The organism is Paenibacillus sp. JCM 18996, from assembly GCF_055392555.1.
The window spans coordinates 886,623-899,499 of record NZ_AP043884.1 but is presented as its reverse complement, the minus strand read 5'-3'; the positions used below and the strand labels follow the sequence as shown (position 1 = coordinate 899,499).

Genomic DNA, 12,877 nt, shown 5'->3' with positions numbered 1-12,877 from the left:
CCGGTTACCCGGCTTGTCTTTACTCTCTCGTCAACCCTTCCAGCTCATCTGCCTCTTTCTGCTTATTCTTTATTATGGGAGAGTCCGAGCTGCCGTACTCCTCGACCGTCCCCCAGGCGCTGCTGTCGTCAATTTCATTCTCTACGACACCGTCTTCCTCCTGGCGGCCATGGATCATCGGTTCCAGCACTTCCTCCTCCACTGGTCTCTGTCTGTCCGGATTACGGTTAGACGCGTGCTCCACGCAGTAAGCGGTGTAGGGGACCGCCTCCAATCTTTCATAGGGAATCGGCTCGCCGCATTCCGCACATAGGCCGTATTTACCCTTCTTCATCCGCTGCAGCGCGGCCTCAACTTCTTCCAGCTGACCTTCGAGATTATCGTGTATGGCCGTATCCCGGCTGCGTTCGAACGCTTCCGTGCCGATATCCGCCGGATGATTATCGTAAGCCGACAGCTCTCCTGTCGAATCGTTCAGAGATTCCGCTTCACCCGTGTGTTCCACAACCTCCTGCAGGTCGGCCTTCTCTTCCAGCAGGCGGGTTTCCAGATCTTTCAACTCGGTTTTTGTCAATGTACTCATATGGCCAGCCTCCCTAATGGAAATTATTCTTCATAGGCGATGCTTATCCTGTATATACCCGTAAAAGGCGAACATTGACTCACTTTCGGCAGCCGCCCCTCAGTTTCAGGCCCGGTACGGATGACTACAAACAATCCTTAATCTGCTGCCAGGCAGCAAGCTTCTTTTCAAACGAAAGCGTATGGGCCGGAGAAGACGACGGCAGCCGGATCAGCTGCTTTCCAGCCAGTCCATTCAGCGTCGGAGCTGCCTTTTGCATGAACAATTTGCAGGCCGCTGCGCCGTTGAAAAACAGACATCGGATGCGTGGATAGTCCTCCAGCAATAGTCCAAAATCATTGACGACAGGATTGCGGATTTGCGCATCCAGGCTCCCTGCACGCTCACATTCGCTCAGCACATCCCATAACGCGATTCCCTGGGCAAGAGCAAAATCCGTGCGGGCTTCATAATCCCCGTTAGGCTCCCGGCCAAAAAGAGCGTACAGCAGCCTCCAGAAATGATTGCGTTCGTTGCCGTAATATTGGACTTTACTCAGCGATATTTTTCCGGGCATCGAGCCCAAAATAAGTACAGAGCAGCGGTCGTTTATTAACGGGGGAAATGCGGTCAGCTTCATCGGCTGTTGATCCTCCTTTATCTTGGCAGCAGTCAGGTGTAAGCATGTGCCCTGGAAAGTTCCTGCCGAATAAGGTAACATGGATAAGATACAATTTTATAAGGGGGCATCCATGTGGAAGAAGCCATTATAGTCGGGGCAGGTCCATGCGGCATAGCCGCGGCTGTAGAATTGACCAAAGCGGGAATCTCCCCGCTCGTCATAGAGAAGAATTGTCTGGTCTACTCCATTTACCAGTATCCGACGAACCTGCAGTTTTTCAGCACTCCGGAGATGCTCGAGATCGGGGATATCCCCTTTGCGACGCCTAACGATAAGCCTTACCGGCAGGAAGCGTTGGCCTATTACCGCAAGGTGGCCGAACATTACCGGCTGCGGATCCATTCCTATGAAACCGTGACCTCCGTTGTCAAAGAAGGGGAACTTTTACGTCTGCAAACGATTGACAAAAGCGGCAGTGCAGTAACTTACTCCGCCCCTTACGTCATTCTCGCCACAGGCTATTTTGACCATCCGAATCTGCTTGGCATTCCCGGAGAAGAGCTGTCCAAAGTCACCCATTACTACAAAGAAGCCCATCCCTACACGGGAATGAAGGTTGCCATCGTGGGAGGCAATAACTCCGCCGTAGACGCGGCGATGGACTTGATCCGCGTAGGCGCGGAAGTCACCATCGTTTACCGGAAAAGCGACTATTCCCCTAATATCAAGCCTTGGGTGCGGCCGATTTTCGAAAGTATGGTAAATAAAGGGCGCATCCGCATGTTGTTCAACTCACGGCTGGCCTCCATCGAGCAGGATTCGGTGACCGTCGAGACGGATGGAAGACAGTACAAGGTGGACAACGACTTCGTGCTTGCTATGACTGGCTTCCGTCCGAACCGCAGCTTCCTGGAAAAGATCGGCGTTAAACTTGAGGGAGATTATCTGATTCCCGAGCACGATCCGGAGACGATGCAGACCAATGTAGAAGGTCTCTACATAGCCGGCGTCATCTCTTCCGGCGCCAACGCGAATGAAATCTTTATCGAAACAGGGCGCAAGCACGGCCTTTGGATCGCGCAGCACATCATGGCCCGCAAGAGCCTGGTTTGAGTCGAAGAGGAGGGGCCGATGCCCCTCCTCCTATTATTACCGTCCGCCAGCCCTTCGCTATCATTATGTATAACGCTTTTTGTACAACGCCACCAGAATGAGCAGGAAAATTGCATAAATACACAGGATCAGCAGTGCACTCTTCCAATCCGTAAACATGTGCCCGCCGACGTAGGCATACACCAGCATGCCGGGTATTTTTCCCGCTGCGGTCGCAATTACAAAGGTCAGGAACGGCACTGAGGAGATCGCCATGTAAGTATTGATAATGTGCTGTGGAACTAAAGGAATAAGCCTGGAAGCAAGGACCGAGATAAACGGCTCACGCTCGACAGCCTCGGTGAGACGTTCCACTTTATCATAGCGGAAGAGAAGCTCTCTGCCCTGCTTGCGAAAAAAATACCTCACGATAAGGAACATCAGAAATGAGGCCGTGAGCGAACCCGCCCAACTGATTGCGGCTCCCCACAAAGAACCGTACACAAAACCGAGAATGCCGATAATCAGGCTGAACGGAGCCACCGGAAAAAAACAAAAGAAAGCGGCGATCAAAACGGCCATTGTCAAAGGCAGAGGTTTGTTCCTCAAAAGATCCATGATTTCATTTTTATGGCTGAAGGCTATGCAAATGATGGAGAGATAAAGCAGAAGGACAATCCATTTTTTCATGCGAATCACCGAGCGTTTCAGTTGTTTTTCCTGGTTGGTTTATTCCAGTTGTTCAATTGCTGGACGAATTCACGGGAATTGCGGAAGCCGGCTGATTTCAGAGTTTCAACCACGTCGCTTTCAAATTCTTCATCCCCGGTCGGAAACCCTTTTCTTTTTAACCAGTCACAAACATCTTTTTCAAGCTTTTTCTTGCTTTTATTCAATTTCATCAGCCTGTCTACCTTTTTTTGTATGCGGACCGGTACTATAACCTCTTTCATTTACACTGCCCCTTTCCGGATTTCGCGCCTGTTGAAAAAAGCGATGCACAAGGACAGCCAAACTCCGCTCGCCAAGTACCCTGCCATCACATCGCTGGGGTAATGCACCCCCAAATAAATGCGGCTTAACCCGATCATCATCGTCAGCAAGGCGCAAACGAGGAGAAGAATCAATCTGCCCATTCCTTCGGCATGCCGCCATAAAAAATAAGCGGTTGTGGCATATAACGCAAACGCAGCCATGGAATGCCCGCTCGGAAAACTGAAACCCGTGATATCGATCAACCTGTGAAGATTGGGCCTTTCCCGATGGAACAGCAGCTTGAGCAAAATATTCAGCACCTCGGAGCCGACAATCGACCAAACAAATAAAACGAGCTCTCTGCGGTGCCCTAATACCTTGTACAGATAAAACATGATGACAAGTGAGAGAATGGCCACCACGAGCACCGATCCGACAAAGGTAAAAAACTTCATGACCCGGGTCAGTCCGGGCGACTCCAGACCTTGCACCAAAGCAATAAGCCTATTGTCAAAACGGGGAAGCCTGCCCAACCCCAGAAGTACCGCAACCAGCCCGAATCCCAAAGCCAAAAGCAAGCTTACCATAAATGCCCGTTTCGATTGTATCATAAAATTCATTATGCGTGCCCCCGCTGCCTGATCTCGCATCCTTACAAGCTTAAATGTATTTTAAACCAAAAGCCGGCCTTCTAACACATTCTGGCAAACAAGTCAGCTATTCCTCTGCATTACTCGCTGCCGCCAAATATCATAATTTCCTATACAAAGTAAAAACCGCACGCTATGAAGCGTACGGTTCGTTTTGCTTTTGCCTGCACATTATCTATCGCGCCAACTGGACTCCCAATTGTGGTATTCTTTTTCCGCGTTGTCCTTCGAATGCCCATAGCGCTCCTGCAGCTTGCCTACAAGCTTGTCCTTCTCTCCGTCAATTACATCCAGATCATCATTGGTCAGTTTTCCCCACTGCTTTTGGGCTTCACCTTTTACTTGTTTCCATTTTCCTTTAAGAACGTTGTTATCCATTTCGGCTCATCCCCTTATATGTTAGTTTCAACGACCTATTCCTTTTTACCCACGGCATAGGCCTTTGAAACTTCAACAAGCTATAGGCGAACATCACCCGTCGCTCGGAATACAATGAACAGTATTGAATAACCGACATTCAGGAGGAACTTGTGTATCGAGACCACCCTCATCACACCCATGGGGCTGCCATCAGTTCGCCTACCGGGAAGCTGGCTCCCCATGAAACGCTTGAGCTCCACGAGCTCCTTGCCCTCAAATCGAACGCCCTGATTCAAATGAAGCTGATATTGCCCAAAATCAAGGATCCTGAGCTAAAACAAATCTACCTGCACGCCATCCAAGGCACGCAGCACGCTATAACCGAAATTATGCACCTGCTGCAGCACAGACCCCATATCACTTAGAACGGAGATGCGACAATGTTAACCATGGAAGACCGCTTTGCCGCCGGAACACTGCTCGGAATTGCCAAAAATGGAGTACATGTTGAAGCTTGGGCGATCACAGAAACTTCCACTCCTCAAGTTAGAGAGGCGCTCGTCCGTCAACTTCAGACGGGAATCGGGCTGCATGCGCAAATTTTCAGCTATATGCTGTCCCGTGGATTGTATCCGAGCTATCATGTGGAACAAGAGATCCAACAAGATTTCAAAAACGCACAAACCGCTCTTCACATGCCTATCCAGGCGTAATGAACAGCCAAAACTACGCTATCGCCCTTGTCCGCGCGGCCGCCGTGCAGACGAGGGCGATTTCGTGCTTTCACCGGTCTATCTCCGGCCCTCCCACTCTTCGTAGAACTCCTCCAAATACTGCACCATGAACTCATGGCGCTGTTCCGCAAGCTTTTTCCCGTACTTCGTGTTCATCAAATCTTTAAGCTTTAACAGCTTCTCATAAAAATGGTTCACAGCCGTATCGTTTCCGCTGCGGTATTCCTGCTCGCTTAGTGTCTCTCTCGGCCGGACAGCGGGATCGTGGATCGGGCGGCTCTTCCATCCGGAATAGGCAAACACTCTGGCGATGCCTATCGCCCCGATCGCATCCAGCCGGTCCGCATCCTGCACGATTTGGCCTTCAAGAGTTTTCATCGGCGGGCGGCCGCCTCCTTTAAACGACATTGAGCCAATGATGTCCAGCACTTGCTCCGACTCTCTGCTTTCTGTCCCGCTTTGAGCAAACCACTCTCGCAGCTCCTGCCAGGCCAGTTTTACATCGTCATTCAGCTTTTCATCGACCATATCATGCAGCAGAGCTGCCAGCTCACAAACGAACACATCGGCTTTCTCTTCTTTGGCGATCTCAACCGCCGTTTGCTTCACTCGGTAAATGTGCCACCAGTCGTGTCCGCTGCCTTCCCCTTCCAATTTGTGCTTCACGGCTTGCTCCGCAGATTTCAAAATCGACTGTCTATCCATTTGCATGCTCCTTCTCGCAATCCCAATATTTCACAAAATATTCAAATTGCACTTGCAATACCTGACATAAAGTGTTATATTAAAAGTGTGATACATCAAGGTTTTCACCACATCAAACACCTATTCATCGCTATAAATTCTGTCGGACCGGAAGATCAGAGATCTTTATCAATGATGAAGAACAGGAGTGATGAGCATGGAAACGAAGCTTCAAATTCCTCAAGGCGAAGAGAAAATTTGGGTGGAAATGACTGTAAAAGAAGCGTTAGCTTTAAGCGGAAATAAGTTCAACCAGGACCACCAGCTGGAAGCGAGCGCCATCAAGAAAGTGCGTCTTTCATTAGAAGACAAATTGCTGTCCAACCAATGATAAGAAATTGGCCCTCCTGATGCGGGATCCGCTCGGAGGGCCTTTTAATGGCATTGAAAGCCGCTCCTCCGCGGAGCGTCCTCTGTCCTCTGCCTTATTACAGCTTTAATACCGTCCTGCCCCGTACCTGTCCCTTCAAAATCGCAGACAAAACTTCCGGCAGCTCCTTCAACTCTACTTCCTGTGAAAGCTCTTCTAAGGCGGCAGCCGGTTTCCATTCCTCGGATAGAAGCTTCCATATCTGCTTGCGCACATCCATCGGGCACAACACGGAGTCAACCCCCAGCAAATTCACTCCCCGCAAAATAAACGGATACACTGTCGCCATCAGTTCCGTTCCCCCTGTTAATCCGCTGGATGCGGCGGCTCCTCCGTACTTTGTCATCCTCAGAGCGTTCACCAATGTTCGGCCGCCTACAGGATCCACGGTGCCGGCCCATTTTTCTTTCAGCAGCGGTTTGTCCGAAGCGTCGATCCACTCGTCCCGTCCTATGACCTCCGAGGCTCCGAGCCCTTTCAGGTAGTCATGTTCTGCTTCCTTGCCGGTACTGGCTGTCACGGAATAACCCAGCTTGGCCAATATCGAGACCGCCATGCTGCCGACTCCGCCCGTCGCGCCGGTCACCAAAACGGGGCCCTGCTCCGGAGTCAGTCCGTTCAACTGCAGCTTTTGTACCGAGAGAGCGGCGGTAAACCCAGCAGTTCCGATGATCATACATTCTCTCATCGTCAGCCCGGCAGGAACCGGCACAATCCAGTCGGCAGGCACACGGGCCAGCTCGCTGAATCCTCCCGAATGGGACACCCCAAGGCCGTAGCCGGTGACAAGAACCTCATCGCCAGCCCGAAAGCGGCCATCCTCCGATTGCATAACGGTTCCCGTCAGATCGATTCCGGGGATAAGCGGATAGCTTCTTGCGACGCGGCTCTTGGGATCGCAGGCTAATCCGTCTTTGTAATTGACGCTGGAGTAGGCCACTTTCACCACAACCTCTCCGGGCGACAAATCGTCAATGCTCATGTTTTCAACCGCCAAAGAAATGTTATCGCTTTCTTTTCGCGCAACCAAAGCCTTAAAGGGTTCGTTCATTCCATTCACCCGCTTCTATAAGTTATATAGTAAGATGCTCCCCTCATTTTACCATATAGAAAGCGTTTAAATCTAATTGATGTTACCGGCGCCTCCTAATGGGCACAATAAAGCGTCACAATTCGCACGAAGCTCATATGAGCTTCGTGCGAATTGTGGCGCCCTTTTTCACTAGTGTGTGAGATCAATCGTCTATTGCAATAATTTTAAAGTTTCGCGGATGAAGGCCGGCTCGTCTTTTGGCGTCCGGGAAGTGACGAAGTTGCCATCTACGACCACCTCTTTATCGACGAACTCAGCTCCGGCGTTTCGCATATCGTCCTGCAGCGGAGGGTAGGAGGTGATGGTTTTCCCTTTTAGCAGACCAGCGCTTGCCAGAATTTGCGGCCCGTGGCAGATGGCTGCGATCGGCTTGCCGCTTTGGTCCATTTGCTTGACGAAAGAGAGTACATGCGGGTCCAGGCGCAGATTCTCCGGGGAAGAGCCTCCGGGAATGACCACAGCGTCGTAATCATCCGCTTTGGCCTCGCTAACCGCCAATTCCGTCTTGTACGCGGCGGATTTATTTTTGCCATTAAGCTCCTCGCCCTGCTTCAGTCCTATAATAACCGCCTCATGTCCGGCCTCTCTAATCTTCTCGTATGGCTTCTGCATTTCGGAATCCTCAAAACCGTCGGCTAACAAGAAAGCTACTTTACTCATAAACTTGTCCACTCCTTTTTTGCGGGTTTTTCGGAATATGGGTCCTTTTTGTATTACCCCGGATGGACAATAATTAAACTGGACAATTGTTTACATAATTATTGTTATGTTAACTATTGTCTTCATTTCTGCGTATGAGCCTGGATCAGTTCCATTTTGAGATTCCATAGTTTCGTACTCAGGTCGACAGGATATATTTCAGGGTTCAGCTTACGCAAATATTCCGGCCAAAAATATTCGAGTTGGAGTTTATGGTGTTTGCGAATCTGGTCAAGATCAGGCATTGGATACACCAGCTGTCCATCATTAATAATCGCTCTCAGCATCGGAATCGCTTCGTATCGATCCACAAACTTATAAATATAAGGATGCACCGGGTCAAAAAGCTTAATGCGCTTCCCTTCAACCACATCCATTTCGTCAATTAACGCGATATAATCGGCCTCCGCCTTGCCGGACTCCTGATTAATAATCCGATATACCTGCTTAAGCCCGGGAGTCGACACCTTTTCCGGATTGCCGGACAGCTTGATCGTAGGAATCCATTCCCCGTCTTTTTCCCTCGCCACCATTTTATATACTCCGCCAAGTGCCGGCTGGTCCGCCGCGGTTATGAGCTGAGTCCCTACACCCCAAATGTCGATCCGGGCTCCCTGGGCTTTCAGGTTCAGGATCGTATTCTCATCCAGATCATTGGATGCGCAAATTTTCACATCCGGGAATCCGGCTTCATCCAGCATCCTCCGGGCTCTAATCGACAAAAACGACAGGTCGCCGCTGTCCAGGCGGATGGCGTTCAGCCTCTTGCCTTTACTCTGAAGAAACTTCGCAGCTTTAATCGCATTAGGAATTCCGCTTTTTAAAGTATCATAGGTATCGACCAGCAATGTGACGCTATCCGGCAATGCCTCGCAAAAACGGAGGAAGGCCTCCTCTTCGGTTTCATGGGCCTGCACCCAGGCATGCGCATGGGTGCCTTTCGCAGGGATATTGAACATCATCCCGGCTCTCATGTTGGATGTCGCATCAAAGCCGGCGATATAAGCCGAGCGCGCTCCCCAAACCGCCGCATCCGCCTCCTGCGCCCTTCTTGTGCCAAATTCCAGCAGGACGTCGTCACCGGCAACTTGTTTGATTCTGGACGCCTTGGTCGCAATCAACGTCTGGAAGTTTGTAAAATTCAACAAGGCCGTCTCCACAAGCTGGGCCTCGAATACCCGCGCTTCTACTCTGATCAAAGGCTCGTTAGGAAAAACCAGGCTCCCTTCCTCCACGGAATAGAGAGAACCGGTGAACTTGAAATTGCGCAGCTCCTCAAGAAAGCCTAGGTCATAATGTTCTTCCTGCCTGGACAGATAGTCCAATATTTCATCATCAAAGGAAATGTTATGTAAATAATCGATTACTCTCTGAAGCCCGGCAAAAACCGCGAATCCGTTGCCGAAAGGCAGCTTGCGGAAAAAGGTTTCAAACACCGCTTTCTTGTTATGCGTTCCGTGGACCCAATGGGCGTACATCATATTGATCTGATATTTATCCGTCTGAAGCGCTAAATTTTCCATAGTTACAAGATCACCCTGCCTCGTCGAAAACATAGTTACTCTTTACCATACCCAAAAATCGGTTATCCGAAGTAAGATACGAAAAAGGCGGTACGGAGAATATTCCATACCACCCGCTGTCCATACGACTTATATTATTCACTGCAGGAAGACGGATCCTCGGAACTCCCTGGTTCGACATTGATCAAGTCGGATAAAGAATCGCGTATGACCCCCATCACGAGTTGAAGCAAATAGTTCAAGTCTTCCTGTGTTTGTTTAAATTCACTCACGATCGGAATGCCGTCCAGTTCATCCTGCAGGCCGTCGATTTCACCTTCGATTTTCTGCACCATCGCCGGATTTTGGAACGATTCGAAAGCTACGGCTTCCTTCTGCTTTTTCTTAATGTCCTTAATTAGCTGCTGAACACGGTCGTTGGAGCCGATCTGCTTCTCGATTTTCCGAAAGATTTGAACCTCGGAGGAGGTGGAGATCAATTGCGCCAGCTCTTTGGCCTTGGACAATATATCCTCGCGAACGATCAATTCCGTATTGGTGTAAGTTTCCATGCCATGAGCGTTCAGCTTCGGTTGTACGTTGGACATCGCTATCACTCCTAAAGGGAATCATTGAATAATTAATCATATTAAATGAATGGCTATACAGCGGCATCCACCGGCTCGGCAGCTATTTCACCTTTAAGCACCCAAGTTTGGGTTTTCGTAATTTTCACCTGGATGGTCTGCCCGATCAAATCTTTCGAACCCTCGAAATGCACCAGCTTATTCGTTCGGGTACGACCGGAGAGCACATCCGGATTGTTCTTGCTCTCGCCCTCCACCAACACTTCCACGATCTGGCCCAGCAGCTTGTCATTGCTCAGCTTGCTGAATTCATTCAGCGTTTCGTTCAGTCGCGTGAGCCGCCGCTTCTTCACTTCCATAGGAACGTTATCCTCCATCGCCGCGGCCGGAGTGCCTTCCCTTGGAGAGTAGATGAATGTAAAAGCGGAGTCATAACCGACTTCTTTGACAAGGGACATCGTCTCTTCAAACTGCTCGTCGGTTTCGCCGGGGAAACCCACAATGATATCCGTAGTCAGCACGACATCAGGGATCGCCTTCTTAATTCGTGCGACGAGGTCCAAATAATGCTCGCGGCTGTATTTACGGCTCATCTTCTTCAGCACATCGGTGCTGCCGGACTGCACGGGCAGATGGATATGCTCCATCAAATTGCCTTTTTGGGCAAGGACCTCGATCAAACGTCCGTCAAAATCCCGCGGATGGGAAGTCGTAAAACGAACTCTCGGGATATCGATTTTGCGGATATCGTCCATCAAATCCCCGAAAGAATATTCGATATCTTCAAAATCTTTACCGTAAGCATTCACGTTCTGGCCCAGCAGCATGATTTCTTTAAAGCCTTGTCTGGCGAGGTCCCTCACTTCCGACAGGACGTCCTGCGGCCGGCGGCTTCTTTCTTTGCCGCGCGTGTAAGGAACGATACAATAAGTGCAGAACTTGTCGCATCCGTACATGATATTGACCCAGGCTTTGATGCCTTCGCGCTTCTTTGGCAAATTTTCGACGATGTCGCCCTCTTTGGACCATACTTCGATCACCATTTCCTTGCTAAACGCGGCTTCTTTCAGCAGGTTCGGCAGTCTGTGTATGTTGTGCGTGCCAAAAATAAGATCGACGAAAGGATGCTTCTGAAGGATCCGGTTCACCACCGCTTCCTCCTGCGGCATGCAACCGCATACTCCCAGTATAAGAGACGGCTTGGCAGTCTTCAGGTGCTTCAAATGGCCGAGTTCGCCGAACACTTTGTCCTCCGCATTCTCGCGGATCGCACAGGTGTTGAGCAGAATTACGTCCGCCTGCTCGCGGTCATCCGTAGGCCTGTATCCCATCTGCTCGAGCATACCCATAATCGTTTCCGTGTCATGCTCGTTCATCTGGCATCCATAGTTCTTTATGTGATAACTTTTTCCCATCCCGAATTCTTTCATCTCTTCCGGAATTTCAAAGTCATACAATATTTTTATATCTTCCTTGCCGCGCTTTTTTGCAGCCGTTAAGGAAGGAGGTTGAAAATATGTTTCATAGTCTTTGGTTTCCTTGCTCACAGGTGCTGCACCTTCCTTCTATTTAAAACACTTTCCAGTGTGAAAAATCAAGCATCCTGTGAATTATAACATTTTTCAATCATTATATCCATCCTCATAATTTCAATCTTCACTATGCTTTAAACCATGCCGAGTGTCTGTTAGATCGCCGAACGAAGCCGGCCGCAAGGAAGAACAGCGCGGAAAGCAGCATGGGAACCGGCAGCAGGGACAATGAAAAATGAAGAGTGGTTCGTTCCGAAATATAGCCTACCACCATTGCGCTCGGGATATCGCCCAATAAATGCATTATCAGCAGGGCAAGCGACTGGGCCGTATTCCATACCGGCGTTTCCGTTACGTCGAACACGAGCGCGGAGGCTACACCGACATGCCATAACATGAAGAACGTCGAGAAAAACAAAAACAACATATTGTTCACAGCCAGACCGGCGAATAAAAATCCCGCAGACAGCGCCATCGCCAAAGAGAGTGCGTACACCCGGCCGCGGGGATTGCGCTTTTGCAGCGCATCGCCGACCCAACCGCCCAGCGGGGCTCCGAGCAGACCGGCCGCCACCTGCATAGCGCCCGCAATCATGCCGGCGCGGTCAACCGTATATCCGAAACTGCGCTCAAACAGCGATGGGGCAAACAGGACAATAGCGCCGAACGCGAAGCTGATACCGGCGTATCCCAGACAAGCGCATACATAGGCGGGGTTGCGCAAAAGCGAGGCTACGGCCGGCAGTCCCAGCCGCACTCCGGCTTTGCCGGAAGCTGCCATGCTGCCAGCCTGAGGCTCCAACTGCAGACGCCAGGTGAGAATGGCCAAGAACAGACCGGGCAGCCCTACCAGCGCGAAAGCGGTTTGCCAGCCCGCCGAGACTCCGACCATACCGCCCAGGACGACCCCTGCCGCCCCGCCGATCGGCATTCCGAGATTAAACAGTCCGAGAATAAAGGACCTTCGGTTTTTAGGGAAATGCCCGGACAAAATCGTGCTGGCCGTAGCCACATAAGCCGCTTCCCCAACTCCGACAAGCGCGCGAAACGCAAATAAAGAGCTCATCGACCAAGCGAATGCAGACAGCATCGTGGCAACGCTCCATACTGCTACGCCGATCGCGGCCACTTTGTTAGGTTTCCAACGATCAGACCATATGCCGAAAGGAAGCGCCGTAACGGAATAACTGAGCATAAAGGCCGTGCCAAGAGCGCCAAGTGCGATATCCGTTGCGTGAAAATGCTCCTTTAACAGCGGCAGCACGCCCGACGTGATGTTGCGGTCCAAATAATTAACGATATTAAGCAGTAAAAATAAAGTGAACAGCCGTCCCAGCTTCAAAGGTATTCCTCCC

Annotated in this window: 17 protein-coding genes; 4 read left to right on the top strand and 13 right to left on the bottom strand. The window is 50.4% G+C overall.

Annotated elements, in window-relative coordinates:
- Window positions 1–19: 19 nt before the first annotated feature.
- The gene (locus tag ACZ5N7_RS04385; RefSeq protein WP_464657752.1) at window positions 20–583 is read right to left on the bottom strand and encodes a TraR/DksA C4-type zinc finger protein; all 564 of its coding nucleotides are present in this window, start codon (window positions 581–583) and stop codon (window positions 20–22) included.
- Window positions 584–707: 124 nt separating this feature from the next.
- A complete protein-coding gene (locus ACZ5N7_RS04380; RefSeq protein ID WP_464657750.1) occupies window positions 708–1,202 on the bottom strand; it encodes a DNA-deoxyinosine glycosylase in 495 nt (164 codons plus the stop codon).
- Between the two features lie 114 nt (window positions 1,203–1,316).
- Between ACZ5N7_RS04380 and ACZ5N7_RS04375 the strand changes: the two genes are divergently transcribed.
- Window positions 1,317–2,297, top strand: coding sequence for a YpdA family putative bacillithiol disulfide reductase (locus ACZ5N7_RS04375; RefSeq protein ID WP_464657748.1), 981 nt, complete (start codon window positions 1,317–1,319; stop codon window positions 2,295–2,297).
- Between the two features lie 63 nt (window positions 2,298–2,360).
- Here the strand turns inward: ACZ5N7_RS04375 and ACZ5N7_RS04370 are convergent, their stop codons facing one another.
- The 4 genes from ACZ5N7_RS04370 to ACZ5N7_RS04355 form a co-directional block, all read right to left on the bottom strand.
- Window positions 2,361–2,966 (bottom strand): TVP38/TMEM64 family protein, encoded by a 606-nt coding sequence (locus ACZ5N7_RS04370; RefSeq protein ID WP_464657746.1) that lies wholly within the window; start codon window positions 2,964–2,966, stop codon window positions 2,361–2,363.
- Between the two features lie 17 nt (window positions 2,967–2,983).
- Window positions 2,984–3,229, bottom strand: a complete 246-nt coding sequence (locus ACZ5N7_RS04365; protein ID WP_464657744.1) for a hypothetical protein — start codon at window positions 3,227–3,229, stop codon at window positions 2,984–2,986.
- Window positions 3,230–3,871, bottom strand: coding sequence for a phosphatase PAP2 family protein (locus ACZ5N7_RS04360; protein ID WP_464657742.1), 642 nt, complete (start codon window positions 3,869–3,871; stop codon window positions 3,230–3,232).
- Window positions 3,872–4,072: 201 nt separating this feature from the next.
- Complete coding sequence (locus ACZ5N7_RS04355) at window positions 4,073–4,279, bottom strand: CsbD family protein (RefSeq protein WP_464657740.1); 207 nt, start codon at window positions 4,277–4,279, stop codon at window positions 4,073–4,075.
- A gap of 152 nt (window positions 4,280–4,431) precedes the next feature.
- On the opposite strand from ACZ5N7_RS04355, the gene ACZ5N7_RS04350 reads away from it, so the two are divergent.
- Together ACZ5N7_RS04350 and ACZ5N7_RS04345 are read left to right on the top strand one after the other, a co-directional pair.
- The gene (locus ACZ5N7_RS04350) at window positions 4,432–4,686 is read left to right on the top strand and encodes a coat protein F (RefSeq protein WP_464657738.1); all 255 of its coding nucleotides are present in this window, start codon (window positions 4,432–4,434) and stop codon (window positions 4,684–4,686) included.
- Between the two features lie 15 nt (window positions 4,687–4,701).
- A complete protein-coding gene (locus ACZ5N7_RS04345) occupies window positions 4,702–4,974 on the top strand; it encodes a spore coat protein (RefSeq protein ID WP_464657736.1) in 273 nt (90 codons plus the stop codon).
- 78 nt (window positions 4,975–5,052) lie between these two features.
- Here ACZ5N7_RS04345 and ACZ5N7_RS04340 read toward each other — a convergent pair whose 3' ends face one another.
- Window positions 5,053–5,700 carry an HD domain-containing protein gene (locus ACZ5N7_RS04340; RefSeq protein WP_464657734.1) on the bottom strand — a complete coding sequence of 216 codons (648 nt, stop codon included), beginning with the start codon at window positions 5,698–5,700 and terminating at the stop codon, window positions 5,053–5,055.
- A gap of 196 nt (window positions 5,701–5,896) precedes the next feature.
- Between ACZ5N7_RS04340 and ACZ5N7_RS04335 the strand changes: the two genes are divergently transcribed.
- A complete protein-coding gene (locus ACZ5N7_RS04335; protein WP_464657732.1) occupies window positions 5,897–6,070 on the top strand; it encodes a hypothetical protein in 174 nt (57 codons plus the stop codon).
- Window positions 6,071–6,167: 97 nt separating this feature from the next.
- Here the strand turns inward: ACZ5N7_RS04335 and ACZ5N7_RS04330 are convergent, their stop codons facing one another.
- The 6 genes from ACZ5N7_RS04330 to ACZ5N7_RS04305 form a co-directional block, all read right to left on the bottom strand.
- Complete coding sequence (locus ACZ5N7_RS04330; RefSeq protein ID WP_464657730.1) at window positions 6,168–7,160, bottom strand: oxidoreductase; 993 nt, start codon at window positions 7,158–7,160, stop codon at window positions 6,168–6,170.
- A 192-nt stretch (window positions 7,161–7,352) separates the two neighbouring features.
- On the bottom strand, window positions 7,353–7,862 hold the full coding sequence (locus ACZ5N7_RS04325) for a type 1 glutamine amidotransferase domain-containing protein (RefSeq protein WP_464657729.1): 510 nt from the start codon (window positions 7,860–7,862) through the stop codon (window positions 7,353–7,355).
- 122 nt (window positions 7,863–7,984) lie between these two features.
- Window positions 7,985–9,424, bottom strand: coding sequence for a nicotinate phosphoribosyltransferase (locus ACZ5N7_RS04320; RefSeq protein ID WP_464657727.1), 1,440 nt, complete (start codon window positions 9,422–9,424; stop codon window positions 7,985–7,987).
- A 134-nt stretch (window positions 9,425–9,558) separates the two neighbouring features.
- On the bottom strand, window positions 9,559–10,011 hold the full coding sequence (locus tag ACZ5N7_RS04315; protein WP_464657725.1) for a YlbF/YmcA family competence regulator: 453 nt from the start codon (window positions 10,009–10,011) through the stop codon (window positions 9,559–9,561).
- Between the two features lie 53 nt (window positions 10,012–10,064).
- Window positions 10,065–11,537, bottom strand: coding sequence for a tRNA (N6-isopentenyl adenosine(37)-C2)-methylthiotransferase MiaB (gene miaB, locus ACZ5N7_RS04310; protein WP_464657723.1), 1,473 nt, complete (start codon window positions 11,535–11,537; stop codon window positions 10,065–10,067).
- Window positions 11,538–11,649: 112 nt separating this feature from the next.
- Window positions 11,650–12,864, bottom strand: a complete 1,215-nt coding sequence (locus ACZ5N7_RS04305) for a spinster family MFS transporter (protein ID WP_464657721.1) — start codon at window positions 12,862–12,864, stop codon at window positions 11,650–11,652.
- Between the last annotated feature and the right edge of the window lie 13 nt (window positions 12,865–12,877).

Coding starts and splice junctions, on each gene's coding strand:
- ACZ5N7_RS04340 (WP_464657734.1), bottom strand. CDS start 5,700: ATGGATAGACAGTCGATTTTGAAATCTGCGGAGCAAGCCGTGAAGCAC.
- ACZ5N7_RS04385 (WP_464657752.1), bottom strand. CDS start 583: ATGAGTACATTGACAAAAACCGAGTTGAAAGATCTGGAAACCCGCCTG.
- ACZ5N7_RS04325 (WP_464657729.1), bottom strand. CDS start 7,862: ATGAGTAAAGTAGCTTTCTTGTTAGCCGACGGTTTTGAGGATTCCGAA.
- ACZ5N7_RS04365 (WP_464657744.1), bottom strand. CDS start 3,229: ATGAAAGAGGTTATAGTACCGGTCCGCATACAAAAAAAGGTAGACAGG.
- ACZ5N7_RS04335 (WP_464657732.1), top strand. CDS start 5,897: ATGGAAACGAAGCTTCAAATTCCTCAAGGCGAAGAGAAAATTTGGGTG.
- ACZ5N7_RS04320 (WP_464657727.1), bottom strand. CDS start 9,424: ATGGAAAATTTAGCGCTTCAGACGGATAAATATCAGATCAATATGATG.
- ACZ5N7_RS04315 (WP_464657725.1), bottom strand. CDS start 10,011: ATGTCCAACGTACAACCGAAGCTGAACGCTCATGGCATGGAAACTTAC.
- ACZ5N7_RS04360 (WP_464657742.1), bottom strand. CDS start 3,871: ATGAATTTTATGATACAATCGAAACGGGCATTTATGGTAAGCTTGCTT.
- ACZ5N7_RS04380 (WP_464657750.1), bottom strand. CDS start 1,202: ATGAAGCTGACCGCATTTCCCCCGTTAATAAACGACCGCTGCTCTGTA.
- ACZ5N7_RS04355 (WP_464657740.1), bottom strand. CDS start 4,279: ATGGATAACAACGTTCTTAAAGGAAAATGGAAACAAGTAAAAGGTGAA.
- ACZ5N7_RS04370 (WP_464657746.1), bottom strand. CDS start 2,966: ATGAAAAAATGGATTGTCCTTCTGCTTTATCTCTCCATCATTTGCATA.
- ACZ5N7_RS04330 (WP_464657730.1), bottom strand. CDS start 7,160: ATGAACGAACCCTTTAAGGCTTTGGTTGCGCGAAAAGAAAGCGATAAC.
- ACZ5N7_RS04345 (WP_464657736.1), top strand. CDS start 4,702: ATGTTAACCATGGAAGACCGCTTTGCCGCCGGAACACTGCTCGGAATT.